Annotated in this window: 15 protein-coding genes; 5 read left to right on the top strand and 10 right to left on the bottom strand. The window is 37.2% G+C overall.

What is annotated here, in order from left to right; translation table 11 throughout:
- Positions 1-76 precede the first annotated feature (76 nt).
- From JNG87_RS12990 to recQ, 6 genes are all read right to left on the bottom strand, one after another.
- Positions 77-463, bottom strand: coding sequence for a cupin domain-containing protein (locus JNG87_RS12990; protein WP_202838801.1), 387 nt, complete (start codon positions 461-463; stop codon positions 77-79).
- Between the two features lie 37 nt (positions 464-500).
- The gene (locus JNG87_RS12985; protein WP_202838800.1) at positions 501-845 is read right to left on the bottom strand and encodes a hypothetical protein; all 345 of its coding nucleotides are present in this window, start codon (positions 843-845) and stop codon (positions 501-503) included.
- Between the two features lie 76 nt (positions 846-921).
- A complete protein-coding gene (locus JNG87_RS12980) occupies positions 922-2004 on the bottom strand; it encodes a glycosyltransferase (protein WP_202838799.1) in 1083 nt (360 codons plus the stop codon).
- A gap of 10 nt (positions 2005-2014) precedes the next feature.
- Entirely contained in the window at positions 2015-2218 is a 204-nt protein-coding gene (locus tag JNG87_RS12975) for a hypothetical protein (protein WP_202838798.1), read from the bottom strand.
- A gap of 27 nt (positions 2219-2245) precedes the next feature.
- Positions 2246-2569 (bottom strand): hypothetical protein, encoded by a 324-nt coding sequence (locus JNG87_RS12970; RefSeq protein ID WP_202838797.1) that lies wholly within the window; start codon positions 2567-2569, stop codon positions 2246-2248.
- A gap of 1 nt (position 2570) precedes the next feature.
- Positions 2571-4775 carry a DNA helicase RecQ gene (recQ, locus tag JNG87_RS12965; RefSeq protein ID WP_202838796.1) on the bottom strand — a complete coding sequence of 735 codons (2205 nt, stop codon included), beginning with the start codon at positions 4773-4775 and terminating at the stop codon, positions 2571-2573.
- Between the two features lie 158 nt (positions 4776-4933).
- Between recQ and JNG87_RS12960 the strand changes: the two genes are divergently transcribed.
- The 5 genes from JNG87_RS12960 to JNG87_RS12940 all read left to right on the top strand — a co-directional run bounded on the left by JNG87_RS12960 (position 4934) and on the right by JNG87_RS12940 (position 13796).
- Entirely contained in the window at positions 4934-5893 is a 960-nt protein-coding gene (locus tag JNG87_RS12960; RefSeq protein WP_202838795.1) for an SIS domain-containing protein, read from the top strand.
- 130 nt (positions 5894-6023) lie between these two features.
- Entirely contained in the window at positions 6024-6851 is an 828-nt protein-coding gene (gene tatC / locus JNG87_RS12955) for a twin-arginine translocase subunit TatC (protein WP_202838794.1), read from the top strand.
- A 226-nt stretch (positions 6852-7077) separates the two neighbouring features.
- A complete protein-coding gene (locus JNG87_RS12950) occupies positions 7078-10038 on the top strand; it encodes a reprolysin-like metallopeptidase (protein ID WP_202838793.1) in 2961 nt (986 codons plus the stop codon).
- Positions 10039-10173: 135 nt separating this feature from the next.
- Positions 10174-11805, top strand: coding sequence for a M1 family metallopeptidase (locus JNG87_RS12945; RefSeq protein ID WP_202838792.1), 1632 nt, complete (start codon positions 10174-10176; stop codon positions 11803-11805).
- 134 nt (positions 11806-11939) lie between these two features.
- Positions 11940-13796, top strand: coding sequence for a PDZ domain-containing protein (locus JNG87_RS12940; RefSeq protein WP_202838791.1), 1857 nt, complete (start codon positions 11940-11942; stop codon positions 13794-13796).
- 116 nt (positions 13797-13912) lie between these two features.
- Here JNG87_RS12940 and JNG87_RS12935 read toward each other — a convergent pair whose 3' ends face one another.
- From JNG87_RS12935 to pepE, 4 genes are all read right to left on the bottom strand, one after another.
- Positions 13913-15082: a sensor histidine kinase gene (locus JNG87_RS12935; protein ID WP_238349588.1), complete on the bottom strand. Its 1170-nt coding sequence runs from the start codon at positions 15080-15082 to the stop codon at positions 13913-13915.
- 7 nt (positions 15083-15089) lie between these two features.
- Positions 15090-16463, bottom strand: coding sequence for a D-alanyl-D-alanine carboxypeptidase/D-alanyl-D-alanine-endopeptidase (gene dacB / locus JNG87_RS12930; protein ID WP_202838790.1), 1374 nt, complete (start codon positions 16461-16463; stop codon positions 15090-15092).
- A gap of 97 nt (positions 16464-16560) precedes the next feature.
- Positions 16561-17412: a hypothetical protein gene (locus tag JNG87_RS12925; RefSeq protein ID WP_202838789.1), complete on the bottom strand. Its 852-nt coding sequence runs from the start codon at positions 17410-17412 to the stop codon at positions 16561-16563.
- Complete coding sequence (gene pepE, locus JNG87_RS12920) at positions 17412-18104, bottom strand: dipeptidase PepE (protein ID WP_110010963.1); 693 nt, start codon at positions 18102-18104, stop codon at positions 17412-17414. Before pepE ends, JNG87_RS12925 begins: the two co-directional genes overlap by 1 nt.
- Positions 18105-18286 lie beyond the last annotated feature (182 nt).

Below are 18286 nucleotides of genomic sequence, written 5' to 3'. Positions count from 1 at the left end.
ATAAATTACCAAGCACCAAAGTGAGTTTTATCAATTTTAAAAATGATAATTATATGCTCTAGTTTTATGAAAAGTATTATTTTATGAATTTTATATTTTCTTCATCGCCTTCCTTCAGATAAATTGCGGTAAACACAAGAGGTTTTTCAGATGATGCATTATCAAAATGAAGGATTTTCACATTTTTAGGTTCATAAAAAGCATCTCCTGTATGAAGTACTACTTTCTCCTGTCCTTCTATCTGAAAAACGGCTTCTCCGGAATTAATGATTCCTAAAACGGGACAGGGATGCAGATGCTCGGGAGCTCCTTGTCCTGCAGCCATAGTTATTTCCTGAATCTCTGTGGATTTTACTTTCTGATCAAGAGCAGTTTTTAATAATTCTTTTCTGGAGATGGTCTTCTGCTGAGCAATCATAACAACAGAGTTCAGCATTAAAACAGCGAAAATAAGTGGCTTCATAGATCGGTATTAATTGTAAGAAATCAGTATAGCAAGATTATATATTCAACTTTCCTTGTCCAATGGTTCCCGTACTTTCAAAAAATGAGCCTCCATAGACATACCATTCAAGGCTTTCCAGATATTCTACTGCATTTTCCGGAGTGATGTTGGGACGGTCTTTTTTCGAAACAATTCCTTTATACCATCTCCCTGATTTAGGATAATGCTCATATTCCACAAAATAATGAATCCATATTCTTTGGCACAACTTGCACTGTTGAATCGTTACTTCTCCATATCTTCCGTTGGTATGATCAATTCCTAATGCTGAGCTTCTATATTCTGTATAGCTGGAGTTCGGTTTCTCGCAGGCGCATCCTAATTTTTGGATTTTATTCATGAATAAAATTGTTTTTCAGATAAAATTTGTAGCCTCAAAAGTAAGAAATTAACAGTCTATAAAGCAAATGGAGTCATTATGGTTTGATCAGATCCAATAAGACCTTTTCATATTTATCCAGAATAATATTCTTCGAGAACCTTGATTTAATAGAATTTTTTACAGCATCCCGATTATAATTGCCCTGAAGTATTCTTACAATTTCCTGGGCAAACCTGTCATGGTTCTCAATATCTGCAATCTCTCCATTTATATTATGCTGAATAATCTCATTAATTCCTCCGGGACAGTTGTTGGCCAAAGAATAAGTTCCGCAGGCACCAGCTTCCAGAAGAACGTTGGGAAAGCCTTCGTATCTTGAAGAAAGCACAAATAAATCCGCATATTTCAGATACTGGTATGGATTTTCCTGTCTGCCGTGAAAAATTACTTTTTTTAATCCTAAGAGCTCCTTGGTCTGAAGCAGCAGATCTTTATCTTTTCCATCTCCTAAAATATGAAGCATAATGTTTTCATTCTTCAGCCTTGAAAAAACTTTCAGCAAGTTATCAAACCCTTTTCTGGAAGACAGATTTCCAATGGCCACTACATTTTTATAATTGTATTTGAAACATTCAGGTTTTAAAGAAATAGCCATTTTATCTTCAATAAAATCAAAGTCTACAGGATTATTGATCTTGACAATTTTTTTCTTTTTAATATTAAAATTATCGACAAGATCTTTCATCATATCATCGCTTTGAGCAATGATTTTCTGATAGTTGTTGTAAAAATTATAGAAAAACTTAATCTCTTTGCGGGTTACATGCTGTGTAACAACATTAGTTTCCCTCGCAATAAATTTCGTTCTTGGAAACAGTTTTATAAACAGGGATAAATAAGCATTTACCTCACCAAAACCCGAAAAGACAATATCCGGTTTTCTTCTGTAGATTTCTCCTAAAATAGGTCTTAATGAATGTCTTATTCTTTCAGTATTGATATCGATAATTTCGACATCTTTTTTCAGAAAATTCAAATATCCGCCCTGCTTACGTAGCAGCAAAATCTTAGGCTCAAACCGATCTCGGGAGAGATGATTCGCAATAGTTGTAACAATCCTTTCTGCACCCCCGGTTTCTAAGTCCGGCAGAATAAATATGACAGATATTTTTTTCATCAGTGTAAAGTTAGTAAAAAGTTTTGTTAACCTTCAAGCCTAACTCGTTAAATAAAGGAATAATTTCGTTAATATTTCCAACACTTAGAAAGGCATACTTATCTTCAGTAAAATTGACTCCTCTTCTCTTAAAAAAAGAAAAACTTTCATCATTTTTACCGAAAAAAGTCTCAGGTTCACCAAAAATGATATTACCAAAATGTTTAGTATTCATTTCGGCATTTACTTCCTTTATTTCATTCTATTCCTTATACTTTACAATCTTCCCATTTTCCTTTTCAACAATAGCTATTCTTTGATTTGTAATTACATAATAATTGTTTTTCAGTCTCCAATACTTTACAATCCATCTTAAAAAAGCAACATATAAAGCATTACAAAAAACACCAAATCCTATTATTGAAAAGAGCCAAAAGCTGGAATTTAAACTACTTGTAATGAAAAACATACCTATTGCAAGGTAGAATACAGAAAAAGCTATCCTCAACTTTTCTGTCATATTAAAAAAGAAACTCTTCTTAGGAAGAATTTCTTTTAAAATTATTTCGTTATTGTTTAGAGTCATTTTAGTTCGCTACGTCACTGATGAATTTAATTCTCAACATTCTCACTTCTTCATCAGATAATTCATCCCCGAATTCATCCAGCAATACCTTCATGCTGTCGCTTTCAGATTCGTTCATGAATTCCATGAATCCGTCTACAATGTCCTCGTCGAAATTATCTTCAATGTAATAATCGATATTGAGTTTGGTGCCCTGGTAAACAATCCTTTCCATCTCTTTCAGGAGTTCATCCATAGAAAGGTTTTTAGCTCTTGCTATATCTTCAAGATCAATCTTTTTATCAGTACTTTGGATAATGAAAACTTTATGGCTTGATTTATTGGCCACCTGTTTTAATACCATATCCTGGGTACGTTCGATATTGTTATCTTCTACGTATGTTTTGATGTAGTCTGCGAATTCTTTACCGTATTTTTTGGCCTTTCCTTCCCCTACTCCGTAGATTTTGGTAATTTCATCTACCGTAATCGGATACTGAACCGTCATATCTTCCAAACTTGGATCCATAAACACCGTATATGGTGGAATTCCATGTTTTTTAGCGACTTTTTTCCTCAGTTCTTTCAACAGGTTAAAAAGATTCTGATCCAGACCTCCTCCAGCCTGCTGCTGTACCTGATCACTCTCAGCTTTCGCCTGGGTAAGATCAAATTCTCTGTCTTCAGCAATTAAAAAGGTATCTTTAGATTTGCCATTCAGAACACTTTTCCCTTTCTCTGTAATTTTTAAAACCCCATAGGTTTCAATATCTTTCTGTAAAAAATTCTGAACAGTCGCTTGCCTTAAAATTGTTTTCCAATAATTATCTTTTTCATCCTTTCCAAAGCCAAAGTGAGAACTTTGTTCAAGTTTATAGGATTTCGTCACTGCATTTTCTTTTCCTACAATGACGGATATCAGATCTTTTGATTTGAACTTCTCGCCTGTATCTCTAATCAGCTCCAGGGCCTTTTTTAAATCGGCAGTAGCATCTTTCAATTTTGGTGGATTGGATGAGTTGTCACACATCTTTGCTCCGTCTCCGTTCACAGGATCGAAACTTTCTCCAAAATAGTACAGGATATATTGTCTTCTGCTCATGGAAGTTTCAGCATAGCCCACCACTTCATTCAGAAGCTGCAATCCGATTTCTCTTTCAGAAACAGGCTTCTGTGCCAGGAATTTTTCCAGTTTTTCGATATCCTTCGGATCATAGAATGCCAGGCAGTGGCCTTCTCCTCCGTCTCTTCCAGCTCTTCCTGTTTCCTGGTAATAACTTTCCAGTGATTTCGGGAAGTCGTAATGGATCACAAAACGTACATCCGGTTTATCAATTCCCATCCCGAAGGCAATAGTGGCTACAATAACATCTACCTCTTCCATCAGGAATTTATCCTGATTTGCTACTCTTACTTTTTGGTCAAGACCGGCGTGATAAGGCAGGGCGTTGATTCCGTTCACCTGCAGAAGCTGGGCAAATTCTTCCACTTTTCTACGGCTCAGGCAGTATACAATTCCTGATTTTCCTTTATGCTGATTGATAAATTTTACAATTTCCTTATCTACATTGATTTTAGGACATACTTCGTAATAGAGATTAGGACGGTTAAAGCTTTCTTTAAACACCAATGCATTGGTCATTCCTAAAGTTTTCTGAATATCATCCTGAACCTTAGGAGTAGCAGTAGCCGTTAAAGCAATCACCGGTACATTGGCGATTTTGTCTATAATCTGTTTCAGATTTCTGTATTCCGGTCTGAAATCATGTCCCCACTCTGAAATACAGTGAGCCTCGTCGATAGCAAAGAAAGAAATTTTCACTTCTTTCAAAAAATCCAGGTAATCATCTTTAATTAATGATTCAGGAGCTACATACAGAAGCTTGGTTTTGCCGCTTTTGATATCGTCAAAAACCTGTTTGGTCTGCGTTTTGTTTAATGATGAATTCAGTACGTGTGCTACCCCATCATCAGATGAAAGGCCGTTCACGGCATCTACCTGATTTTTCATCAACGCTATCAGGGGCGAAACTACTATTGCCGTTCCTTCCGAAATAAGAGCCGGAAGCTGGTAACATAATGATTTCCCGCCACCTGTAGGCATTAAAACAAATATATCCTTCCCATTCAATAGGTTATCTATAATCTGTTCCTGCTGGCCCTTAAATGTAGAAAACCCAAAATACTTTTTCAATTCGCCTGATAAATTGGCTTTTTTTGCGCTCATCTAATTTTCTATTGCTAAATTTGCATCTCACCCAAAGTTATAAAAATTCTGCTTAAAATAAAAGCGAACGAATTTATAAAAAATAAAATTTATATTAAATATTCTTTTTAAAATATAACATTTTTTAGGAACTTTTTTGTATACCTTATCATCGTAAAATGGATAGAACCAACATTATATCAATTGCAAAAAGCACTTTAGAAATAGAAATTTCTGAACTTGAAAAATTAAAAAACAGAATTGATGACGAATTTGCCAGTGCAGTAGAGATCATTCATTCGGCAAAAGGGAAGCTCATTGTGGTAGGAATTGGAAAATCTGCGCATGTGGGTAACAAAATTGTTGCTACATTAAACTCAACCGGTACGCCTTCACAGTTTTTGCATGCTTCGGAAGCGATTCATGGTGATCTTGGAGTTATTCAGAAACAGGACGTGGTTTTGTGTATCTCAAATTCAGGAAATTCTCCGGAAATTGCCAATCTGGTTCCTTATTTAAAAGATTACTCTTCTTCTTTAATTGGCATGACCGGAAACAGATCCAGTAAACTGGCAGAATTTTCGGAAGTTATTTTGGATACTCATGTTGATATCGAAGCCTGCCCGAATAAACTGGCTCCCACCAGTTCTACTACAATACAAATGGCATTGGGCGATGCGCTAGCTGTTGCTTTAATGGAACTGAATGATTTCAAAGCGAATGATTTTGCCAAATTCCACCCGGGAGGAAGTTTAGGAAAAAACCTGACATCAAAAGTAGAACAGTTCCTTTCTTCTCAAAAGCCTCAGGTTACGGAAGATTCTTCAATAAGAGATGTCATTATTTCCATCAGTGCCTCGAGCCACGGAATCACGGTGGTAACGAATGGAGACCAGATTATTGGCGTTATTACAGACGGAGATTTAAGAAGAATGCTGATGAAAGGAGAAGATATCAGTAAGGTGTCAGCAAAAGATATCATGTCTGCCCGTCCGAGAACAATTGAAAAGGGTGCTTTGGCTAAAGAAGCCATGAAAATTCTGAAAGAAAATAATATCGGCCAGCTTGTAGTAACGGAAAACGGGAAGTATTTTGGGATTATCGATCTGCATAAACTGTTAGACGAAGGAATTAATTAGAACTTATAAATCAGAGGAGATGTTAAACTGAGGAATGATTTTGCGGATTACAGGTAAAATCTAACTAATCATTCACAGACTCTTGCTTCTGTCATTTTTTTTATAAATTTGCGCTTTAAAATTTTATTCTGTGAGTGAAGGTAAAGACATGTCCTTTCTTGGGCATATAGGAGAATTAAGAGGGCACCTGATCCGATCGATTATTGCTATCATAGTTGCCGCTTTTGTGGTAGGCTTTAACATCAACTGGATTATGGACCATATCTTTTTTGGCCCTACCAGAAATGATTTCCCTACCTTCAGACTTGTAAATCATTTTTCAAGAATGATTTTAGGTGAAGACAGTATTCATCTTCCAAAGGACTTTCCTGTTCGTGTACAAAGATTGTATCAGCAGTTCAATGTCATGATGGCTGTTTCAATTTTTGGCGGAATGGTAGCGGCATTTCCCTATATTGTATGGGAACTGTGGCGTTTTATCAGTCCGGCTTTACATCCGAGAGAGAAAAAAAATTCTATTTATATTATTAATGCGGTATGGATGCTTTTTATGACCGGAGTTTTATGCGGTTATTTTCTTATCCTTCCGTTTGCAGTCAATTTCGGAGTTATTTTTAAAATCTCAGATATTATTGTTCCCCTTTATGATTTAAGTGATTATACCACATTATTTTTACAGGTGGTGTTGGGTATGGGTGTTATTTTCCTTTTCCCGATTCTGATCTATTTCCTTACCAGCATTGGAATTCTTACGCCTGCGTTCATGAAAACTTACCGTCGCCATGCCATTGTATTAATTATGGTAGTAGCTGCAATCATTACTCCGGCAGACGTTTTAAGTATGCTGATGGCCGCATTCCCGCTGTTGATTTTATATGAATTCAGCATCATGATGTGTACATTCACTTATAAAAAAGTACAGAAAAACAACGCAAATCTTCCTGCAGTACAGAAATAAACAGTATTTTTTACTCATAAAAGCATATGCGCTACTATTCAGTTGAATAGTAGCGCTTATTTTATATAAAAACATTAATCTTAATTAGATTTATTCTTAATTTAATTAAAACAACAACAAAATTTAACCAAAAATATAAAGTTTAGAATAATTAACACAGTTATATCAACATTTCTTTTAAAAAAATACGCTATCTTTAAAAACTTTAACAACAATCAATAAAAATATGAAAAAGAAAATTATTTTCGTCTGTGCACTGGCTTTAAGTCTGGGCGGTTTGCAGGCACAACGCTGGGAACCTGTCTCGGAAAAAATTACCCCGATAAGAAAGGAAGTAAAGGTAGAATATGCTTACAAATTTGATCTTTCTGCACTAAGAAATCAACTAAAGGATGTTCCTGAAGCAGGAAAAGGAGGAAACGCTGTAATCGTTTCTATCCCTACAGCAGATGGAAGAATTGAAAGGTTTTCGGTTTACAGTTCGCCCGTAGTTGAAAAATCAATGGCAGACCGATACGAATTGGGAGCATATGCCGGTATCGGGTTAGATAATCCACATAAACAAATCCGGTTCAGTACAGCACCTAATGATTTCCAATCTATGACATTCGATACTGATTCAGGAAAATACGAATTTATAGAACCGATCAATAAAGAAAAGGATGTATACGGGGTCTTTTTCAAATCCAACAAATCCCATGAAGACCCTTTCGAATGCAGAACTGCTGAGCCTGAGAAGGCAAAGAAAGAAATGAATAAGCTGCTTAAAACAAAAAACGTTTTAAAGGGTTTAGGGAGCGCTAATAAAAGTAACGAACAAAAATACAGAACCTATAGAATTGCCATCTCGGTAAACGGTGAATACACACAGCTTGCCGGAAGTGTTCCTTTGGCAGCAGCACGTATTAATGCTACGATGAACCGTGTAAATGGTGTTTTTGAAAAAGATTTTGGGATCCACATGATCGTACAGGATCTTCCACAACTTATATTTGCAGATCCCGCTACAGATCCTTATTCGAATGTAATTACCAATTCAAATGGTACCTATAGCGCTCCCGCAGCATGGAACCTTCAGCTTCAGCAAACCCTTACCAATACCGCTGGTGTAGGTAACGCTGCCTATGATATAGGACATTTCTTTGGCCACAGAGGTGGTGGAGGCAGTGCCGGAGATGTGGGAAATGTCTGCAGAAATCCTGAAAACAACAATGATGCGACTTCCAAAGGAGCGGGAATCACTTCTCCTTCTACTCCGGATCAGCCTTTTGGAGATAATTATGATATCGATTTTGTAGCTCATGAAATTGGTCACCAGTTTGGTGCTGCACACACCATGTCTATTGCTTTGCACGGAGCCCACATGGAGCCGGGATCAGGATCTTCGATTATGGGATATGCCGGTATTACCAACTATAATGTTCAGATGCATTCTGATGCTTATTTCCATACCAAAAATATTGAAGAAGTAGGAGCCTACGTTAATGCTCAGGACTGTGGAATTATTACAAATGTGGCAAATACACCACCTTCTATTCAGCCAATGGCTAATAAAATGATCCCTAAAGGAACAGCTTTTGTGTTAACAGCTTCTGCAACAGATACACAAAATGATCCGATGACCTATACCTGGGAACAGTATGATCTGGCTACGTCTGCTTTTGGTCCGGTAAGTGCAACCAGAAATAATGGTGCGAATTTCAGATCTCTGATGCCTACCACTTCCCCTACCCGTTATTTCCCTAAATTCACCAACGTTCTTAATGGTACTCTTACCAGCCCTACAGACTGGGAAACTGTATCCAATATCCCAAGAACCATGAATTTCAAGGTAACAGTGAGAGATAACAATCCGGATGCTGCACAGCAACAGACACAAAGCAGTCTGATGAAAGTAGACATAGGAAATGAAGGTCCTTTCAAAGTAACTTCAACCACCGTTTATAATAATACGCCTGGAGCGGTTACCTGGGATGTTGTCAACACGAATAATGCTCCATACAATGTTCAGAATGTTAAAATAGATTATACTACAGATAATGGAACGACATGGACAGTTATCAGTCCATCTACTGCCAATGACGGATCTGAGCCGTTTTCATTCTCTTCTCTGGCTACAGGTACCGGTGTAAAAATAAGAGTAAGTGCCATTGATAATGTATTCTATGCCATTGGGAATGCTACTGTTTCCGCATCAGCGGGCGCCTGTACAACATCTGCTCCTACAGGAGTTACGGTAAGTGGTATTACCAGAACATCTGCATCTGTAAACTGGACAGCGTTAGTTGGAGCAACGTATTCTGTACAGTACAGAAAAGTGGGGACAGCCACATGGACTACCATTCCTGTTTCAACAAATTCTTATACTATTTCAGGGCTTACAGAAGCTACTCAATATGAAGTACAGATAGCCAATGTCTGCGGAGGTTCGGTTGGTTCTTATTCAGCATCAACAAATTTTACCACATTATCATTTACCAAATGTTCAATCACAGGAACAAATGCTGCTGACGAGTATATTTCCAATGTTACAGTAACCGGTGCGGGTATGAGCCCTGTTTCAAACACCAGCAGCAATACACCTTATACAGACTATACTACAGATCCTTCAAAACTGATTACGCTGATGTCCGGATCTACAGGAAATAATGTAAGTATCACCAAAGGATGGACAGGTTCTCAGTATAACGACGGAGTAACCGCCTGGATAGATTTTAACAAAGACGGAGTATTCTCTTCTTCTGAAGTCATCTATACCAGTGCACCTAGTATCTTATCACCTGTTTCCGGAACATTCTCTGTACCGGCAGACGCGTATACGGGAGGAAACGTTATTATGAGAGTTGTATTAGGATATGAAAGCCAGCCAAGCAGCGGATGCAGCAACCAGCAATATGGTGAGGTTGAGGATTATCCGGTGTTGATTCAGCAGCAGCTTTCCACGAGTGAGACAGTGAAAGATAAGAGTTCAATCCAGATCTACCCTAACCCGGCAAGTGATATATTGAATGTAACTGAAATCTCATCTAAAGCTCAGTTTGTCATTACGAATATGGCCGGTCAGAAAGTAATGAACGGACCAATTAATGATCATAAGATCTCTGTTTCAAAATTAACAACAGGAACTTATATTATTTCAATTGAAGACAAAGGAACGACTTCAAATCTGAAATTCATCAAAAAATAAAACCTAACCCGTTTTTAGAGCCCGGCAATGACCGGGCTTTTTTTATGCCTTTCTAAAATCTGTATTTAATTTGATTTCCGGCATCGGGCTATTAATTTAATTTTATACTTTTGAAAAGATTTAATAACAGTTTACATGAAAAAATTGTCATACACACTCTTATTTGCATCAGGACTGGTTTTCGGACAGTTCTTTGAAAAAGATAAGACTTTCACCAAACAGGATACTTTAAAGGGTTCCAATACCGAGTTCAGAAATTTTTGGGATGTCAAAAAATATGACCTTTCCGTAGAACCGGACTTTGAGCAGAAAAGTATCAAAGGAAATAATAAAATCAGTTTTGAGATTATAAAAGATATTGCCAATCCTGTATTTCAGATTGACCTTCAGAAGCCTATGAAAGCTGACAAAGTGGAAGGAAACTTTCCTATCGCCAATTACAGACAGGATGGAGACTTTATTTTCATTACAGGGAATAAAAAATTCAAAAAAGGTGAAAAATATACGATTAACGTCATCTATTCCGGAAACCCAACCATTGCTAAAAACGCGCCCTGGGATGGCGGATGGGTTTTCACTAAAGATGAGAAAGGAAATCCATGGATGACTGCTGCTGACGAAGGCATAGGAGCTTCCATATGGCTTCCTACCAAAGATATCTGGAGTGATGAACCTGACAACGGAATCATCATGAAAATTATAACTCCTAATGATCTGGTAGGTGTGGGTAACGGCAGACTCACTGATAAAAAAACAGCCGGAAATAAAACTACTTATACCTGGGAAGTTAAAAATCCTATCAATGCCTACTCCATTATCCCCAGTATAGGAAAGTACGTCAATTTTAAAGATGTATTTGAAGGCGAAAAAGGAAAACTGGATCTGGATTACTGGGTAATTGACTATAATCTGGATAAGGCAAAAAAACAGTTTCAGCAGGTGAAGCCTATGCTTTCCGCATTTGAATACTGGTTTGGCCCGTATCCGTTTTATGAGGATTCATACAAACTTGTAGAATCTCCTCACCTTGGTATGGAACATCAGAGTAATGTAGCCTATGGAAACAAATATCAGAACGGCTATTTGGGCAGAGATCTTTCCGGGACAGGTGTGGGGCTGAAATGGGATTTCATTATTATTCATGAAAGCGGCCACGAATGGTTCGCCAATAATATCACAGCAAAAGATCAGGCTGATATGTGGATCCATGAAAGTTTCACCAATTATTCCGAGACTCTTTTCACGGAAAAATATATGGACAAAAAATCTGCTGACACCTATGTTCAGGGGATCAGGAAATTGATAGACAATGACATTCCTATTATCGGCCGTTATGGTGTAAGAAATGAAGGCAGCGGAGATATGTACCCGAAAGGAGCCAATATGCTTCACACGATAAGACAGGTTATCCATAATGATGAAAAATTCAGACAGATTTTAAGAGGTTTGAATAAAGATTTTTATCATCAGACGGTTACCACACAACAGGTAGAAAATTATATCTCCTCAAAATCGGGAATCGATTTTTCAACGGTATTTGATCAGTACCTGAGAACAATAAAAATTCCAACCCTTGAGTATGCCCAGGATGGTGATACTTTAAAGTTCCGGTATACCGATGTGGTAAAAAACCTGAAATTACCAATCATCATCAATGGTGATCAGACCATAACTCCAACGGAAGAATGGCAGACTGTAAAGCTTAAAAAGAGTACTCCGGTTGAACTAAACCCGAACTATTATATCAATTATAAGGAAACGAAATAAAGAAAAAGGCAAATCCGCACATCAGCAGATTTGCCTTTTCGCTTTTTTAACCTTGAAATTTTAAGAAAAGTTTAATACTTTCTTCGTAACAAATTCAGAAAAAAAGCAACTATTTAACTATTAATTTAAACCTAATGAGAAAAACAGTACTTAGCCTTGGTATTTTTGCTGCTTTTTTAGCAAATGCACAGTCTATAAAAACCACTATTGACCTTGTCAACGTAAAAGATGATAAAGTAGCCGTTACCATGGAGTTCCCAAAAATGAAATCCGGTGACATTAAATTTCATTTCCCTAAAACAGTTCCGGGTACTTATTCTGTAGACGACTACGGAAGATTCATCGAAGGAATCAAATTTTACGATAATAAAGGAAAAGAGCTTACTTATACTAAAGTAAATGACAATACCTATTCATTGAAAAATGCTCAGGGTCTTTCCAAAATCTCTTATCTTGTAAATGACAGTTTTGATGATGAATTGGATACCTCTAAGCATAAAGCCGTATTTTCTCCTTCAGGAACTGATATTGAAGAAGGAAAGATATACATGATCAATACCCACGGATTTATCGGATATATCGAGAACATGCAGGATGTTCCTTATCAGCTTGTCATTCAGAAACCCACTGATTTCTACGGAACGACAGCGCTGGTAGATCAGGATAAATCTGAATCAACAGATACCTATACTCTTGCCAACTATGCTAAGGTGACCGATTCACCATTAATGTATACAAAGCCGGATTATATTACCTTCAATGCCGGAGGAATGGATCTAGTGCTAGGCGTTTATTCTCCGACAGGAAAGTATAAAGCTGCCGATTTCAAAGAAAATCTTGAAAAAATGGTGGTTGCCCAAAAGAAATTCCTGGGCGATATGAACACGAATAAAAAGTATGCTATCATGCTTTACCTTTCCGGTGGTGACGGACCAAGAATCAAAGGTTTCGGAGCATTGGAACACCACGAATCGACAAGTGTGGTACTGCCTGAAGCAATGCCGAAGGATGCCATTGACAATACCATTACAGATGTCGTTTCCCACGAGTTTTTCCATACGGTAAACCCTCTGAAAACCCATTCCGAAGAGATTCATTATTTTGATTATGCAGATCCGAAAATGTCTCAGCACTTATGGATGTATGAAGGCGGAACAGAATATTTTGCCAACTTATTCCAGATCCAGGAAGGTTTGATCAATAAAGATCAGTTCCTTGAAAGAATTGGTGAAAAAATTGCCAATTCCAAGAGCTATGACGATACAATGCCATTTACAGTAATGAGTAAAAATGTATTGGTAGAGCCTTATAAAGATCAGTACAGAAACGTCTATGAGAAAGGAGCTCTTTTAGCCATGTGCTTAGACATCGAGCTTAGAAAATTGTCCAACGGAGAAATGGGATATAGGGATATGATCAGAAAATTGTCTCAGAGATTTGGTGAAAACAAACCTTTCAAAGATGATAAACTGATTGACGAATTGGTAACAGTTACCGGATATCCTCAGGTAAAAGAATTCTACAACAAATATATCGCAGGAAACCAGCCAACACCTTATGCACAATATCTGAGCATGGTAGGGGTGGATATTAAAAAGCAGGAAAGCCAGCCTTTGTTCTGGTTTATCAAAGACCCGAACCAGACAGGTTTTGATGAAAAGACCAATGCTTTTGCTTTTGATGAACATTCTGCGCTTTCTCCGTTTGCGAAAAGTATCGGATTTAAAATCACAGACCAGGTACTTGCTTTAGACGGAAGAACGGTAGATATCAAAAAGGTACAGGATTTTATTGGTTATACAAGAACCATTAAAGAAGGACAGGAAGTTACGGTAACCATTCTAAGAGACAATGCCGGCAAAAAAGAGAAAATGACATTGAAAGGAAAGGCTATTCTGGATAAAATGACCATGGAAACACTTTCTTTCAAAGCGAATCCAACACCGGAAGAACTGAAACTGCAGACTCAGTGGCTTACAGGTAAAAAATAAAGTGAAAAGCGGGGAAAATTTCCCTGCTTTTTATTTTTATCAGCTTTATCTTGATACAAACCTAACAGGTTTTGAAAACCTGTTAGGTTTCTTATTGGCCCTAATTTCAACGAGAATCAATCCTCTTTTCTGATCGTAATCCTGAAAGTACTCCCCTTTCCTACTTCAGTCTGGGAAATCTTAATATCTCCATTGTGGTATTCATGAATAACTCTTCTTGCCAGTGACAATCCTAGTCCCCAGCCTCTTTTCTTGGTAGAATATCCGGGATTAAAAGCATTTCGTGCCTGCTGTTTAGTCATTCCGCTTCCATTATCTTTTACTTCAATTAAAATATTCTTATTTCTTTCAAAGACAGACATGGTAATAGAGCCTTCACCTTTCATCGCATCCACCGCATTTTTTACCAGATTTTCAATGACCCAGCTCATCAGAATTTTATTGTGAGGAACCAGAACGGTATACGTAGGAAGATTAAGCGTAAAATTGATCTTTCTGGAGATCCTTGTTTTTAAATAATCATAATTCTCCTGAATGGTTTCATTAAAATTTCTGTCATTCAGTTCTGGAACAGAACCTATTTTTGAGAATCGCTCTGAGATCGTTCTGAGTCTTTCAATATCTTTTTCTATTTCATGTACTCCTTCCGAATCCGGATTATCAAGCTTCATAATTTCCATCCACCCGATCATGGATGATAAAGGAGTTCCGATCTGATGTGCAGTTTCTTTAGCCAGACCCGCCCAAAGATATCCTTCATCCGTCTTTTTAATAGTTTTGAAAAACCAGAAAGAAAAACCAAAATACAGCAAAATAAACAACCCTAAAATATAGGGAGAATAGCGAAGATTATTAAGCAGACGCGAGTTGTCATAATAGACAAACTGATTATTTCCATCCGGCACTTTAATCTCGATAGGATCATAATTTTTCTCCATATTCCGGATCAGATCCTGTAGTTTTTCAGGATTCTTAATCGTACTTTCAGGAATATTTCTATAGTATCCGAGGTCAAGAATCGGGTTCTTATATTTGTCTGTTACAATAAACGGAATGGTATTGTTGATATTCAGGATATCCGGCAGCAGATCCAGAACATCAGTATCCGGAGTTTTAACCTCCTGTTGTATTCTTATCGCTTTGGAAAGAAGACTGATCCTTTTGATCTCCTCTTTTCTGAGAAAATTAATAAGCGATGTTGAAGCCACTACAATGGCGATCACCAAAGTAGTCATCACAACAAAAATGATCCAGTTATTCAGTCTGGTGAGGATGGATTTTCTCAAAGGTATTTTATTTTAAAACATTCAGGATTTTCTGCAGCTCAGTATTTCCGCTTCCCTGATAGTTGTTGATGATAATCGAAAATACATATTTTTTCCCATCTTTTGCGGTGTGGTATCCGGCAAAAGATTTGGTATCTCTCATGGTTCCGCTTTTCATTTTCATACCATTATCCTGAACCGGAAATCCATCATAGTACGCTTCAAACCATGATTGTTTTTTAGCATATAAAAGAGCCTGCACTTCTGCTTTTGCGGACACATAATTCTGGGGGGAAAGTCCGCTTCCATCTGCAAAGTTGATCATATTAGGATTAATTCCTCTTGATTTCCAGAATTCTTTCAGATAGGCAACTCCGCTTTTAAAGCTTGAATTTCCTTTTTTCTCTTTTCCTAATGTTTTAATGAATGTTTCTCCATACAGATTGATACTTTTTCTCAGAAACCAGTACACAATTTTATCAAGAGTCGGAGATTGATAAGTCAGGAGAATATTATTTTTTGGAGCTGATAAAGGATTTTTTCCATCTATTTCAAGCTGAGAATTCGTTACAGCTTTTCCAGAAAGTTCAATTCCTGATTCCTTCAGCCATTGTTTTACTTCTGCTGCCAGCTGTAGCGGCGGATTGGGAGCAGAACCGGAAACCGTTACTGTTTTTCCAGCCGGAAGCATTCCATTAATCAAAGCGACATCAGAATGAGGAGCGGTAAAGATCAAGCTTTGATCCGAGTTTCCTCCTGTTTTCAGGTCATTCAGCCACTTTACACCCTCCAGCGGATAAGAAAAGCTTTTAAAATCGGTTCCATTAATATTGATATCAAACTGGTTCTCTTTCCAGTTGATTCCCCATACACCCGCACCATAGTAATTCCCCAGGTCATCCCACGGCCAGCCTCCCGGAATCGTTTGATGATCAAAATAAGAATCATCAATAATCAGATCACCGGATATTTTTGTTATCCCTGAATTTTTGATTGCATCAATCAGTTTCCTTTTAAAATTTTCGGGTTTATAGCCATCATATCTCCAGCTTCCCAAAGTAGGGTCGCCATTGGAGCTGATGAAAAGGTTTCCATTCAGCGTTCCTCCGGAGATATTTCCGGAATAGCTTGAAGTGGTGGTAAAAGTATAGTTTTTTCCTAAAGTTTCCAGTGCAGCTCCTGCCGTGAAAATCTTTTGTGTAGAGGCAGTAGAAAGACCTTTATTTCCCTGATATTCATATAAAAAGTTTCCGTTTTCATCGGAAACATAAAAAGATAAGCTGGAAGATACTGCTCCTGAAGAATCCATAAGATCCTTTGTTACTTTATCTAATTTTTGGGCTATATTCTGTGCAGCAACCATCTGTACAGAGAGTATGAGAACTGCAAATGTTTTTTTCATTACATTGTTATTTGGGTCTGCATGCAAAGGTTTCCAATACAGTTTACAAAGAGTATACGGACCTTTTTCTATTGATTTAAATTCTGATCAAATATAGTTAAAATAAAAGCTTTTCATACTCACTGAGCTCTTCGGAGGTGAAAAGTATCTGATGGCCAGGAGATTTTTCAAATGAACGATCATGTTTGAAATATTTCTCATAATCATCTTCATCTATAAAAATGTCCATCTGGCATTCCTTTATATAGTTTGATTTTTCCCCGTAATCCTGAATAAAATATCCTGAATCATTCCAGGGTTCATGATGACATCGCAGACAATTTCTTTGGTGCACAGCTTTATAACCGCATATTTCACAATTCCGAAGGTCCTGAAATATTGCTGAGATTTCATTCTGGTTTTCTTCTGGAAAAACAGACAGGGGAACGCTTCTCAAAAGCAGATAATAATTGGGTTCCTGCCATGAAAAATAAAAACTCTCTTCATGATGGGTATAAAGCCATAAACTCTGAAGATCATACTCAACCTCGGCTTTGACAATATCTTTACTATTCAGGACGGTCTCATTATTTCTTTTGATATTCTGTTTATCATCAATCTCAATAACAGGTTGTTGTTCCAGAAAATGGTTCAGGCACAATGTGGTCTGCCATGAGCCTATGGTTCTCATTTTACCTTCTTCTCCACAGATCTCACAGGTCTTGACAGAAAGTTCCGAATATTTACTTTTGATCTTTTTAAGTTTGTCATTAAGCGTTTCATCCTCAGAATAGGTATAGCATCTCAATTCACCAAACTTCTCCTTTCCAAAGACACGGTGTTCCATATTCCAGCCTGCCACAGCAAATTCATACAGCAATTTCCGGATCAGTTCATTCCATCCGGTACTGTTCACTGAAAAATTTGTGAGATTGCGTTCTATGAAAAGATTAATTTCATTTTCGCTCATTAAAGTCTGCTTCCTGCTTCTATTTCGTAAGGCTCTTTTCCTTTTTCAAAAATCCTTGTCAGTTCACTTCCTTCTACAGTAATGGAATCATTGGTTCTTCTGATCCAGTTCCCTTCTCTGAGACCAACCACTTTGATATCATTCTGGGTAAGAAACTCCTGAATACGGGTTTCTCTGGTTTCTCCGTTATGCTTTAAGTCGGGATTAGGATCAAGATAATGCGGATTAATATTGAAAGGAACCAATCCCATACAGTCGAAACTTGGCGGATATACAATCGGCATATCGTTCGTTGTCTTCATATTCTGGCCTCCGATATTGCTTCCTGCGCTGCATCCGAGATAGGCTTTTCCTTTTGATACATTTTCTTTCAGGACAGACATCAGCCCTTCTTCGTGTAATGTTTTAACCAATAAAAAGGTATTTCCGCCTCCTGTAAAGAAACCTTTTGCCTGATGAATGGCTTCCTTTTTATCTTCAAATTCGTGAAGACCTTTCACTTTTATATCGATGGTTTCAAAGAAAGAACGTGCTTTTGCGGTATAATCATCATGGGAAATTCCACCTGGTCTTGCAAAAGGAATAAATACAATTTCATCAATTCCGTTATAAAGTTGGATTAATTCTTCTCTTAAGTATTCCAGATATTCTCCACCAAAAAGTGTAGATGTTGAAGCTAATATGATATTCATACCACGAAATTTATAAGTATTATTAAAAACGAATCACAAAGATAGCCTCAAAGATCAACGAATCAAAAATTAAATTAAAAAAAACATCAATCCCGTTAATATTTTCTAAAAAAACTTAAAGCCTCTAAAATTTACGGTTTTGTGGAATTATTATTGAATTTTAGATTTTGACTTTAAAATAT

This window comes from Chryseobacterium cucumeris, from assembly GCF_016775705.1.
GTDB lineage: Bacteria > Bacteroidota > Bacteroidia > Flavobacteriales > Weeksellaceae > Chryseobacterium > Chryseobacterium cupriresistens.
The sequence above is the reverse complement of the archived record's forward strand: the minus strand, read 5'-3'. Positions and strand labels throughout refer to the sequence as shown.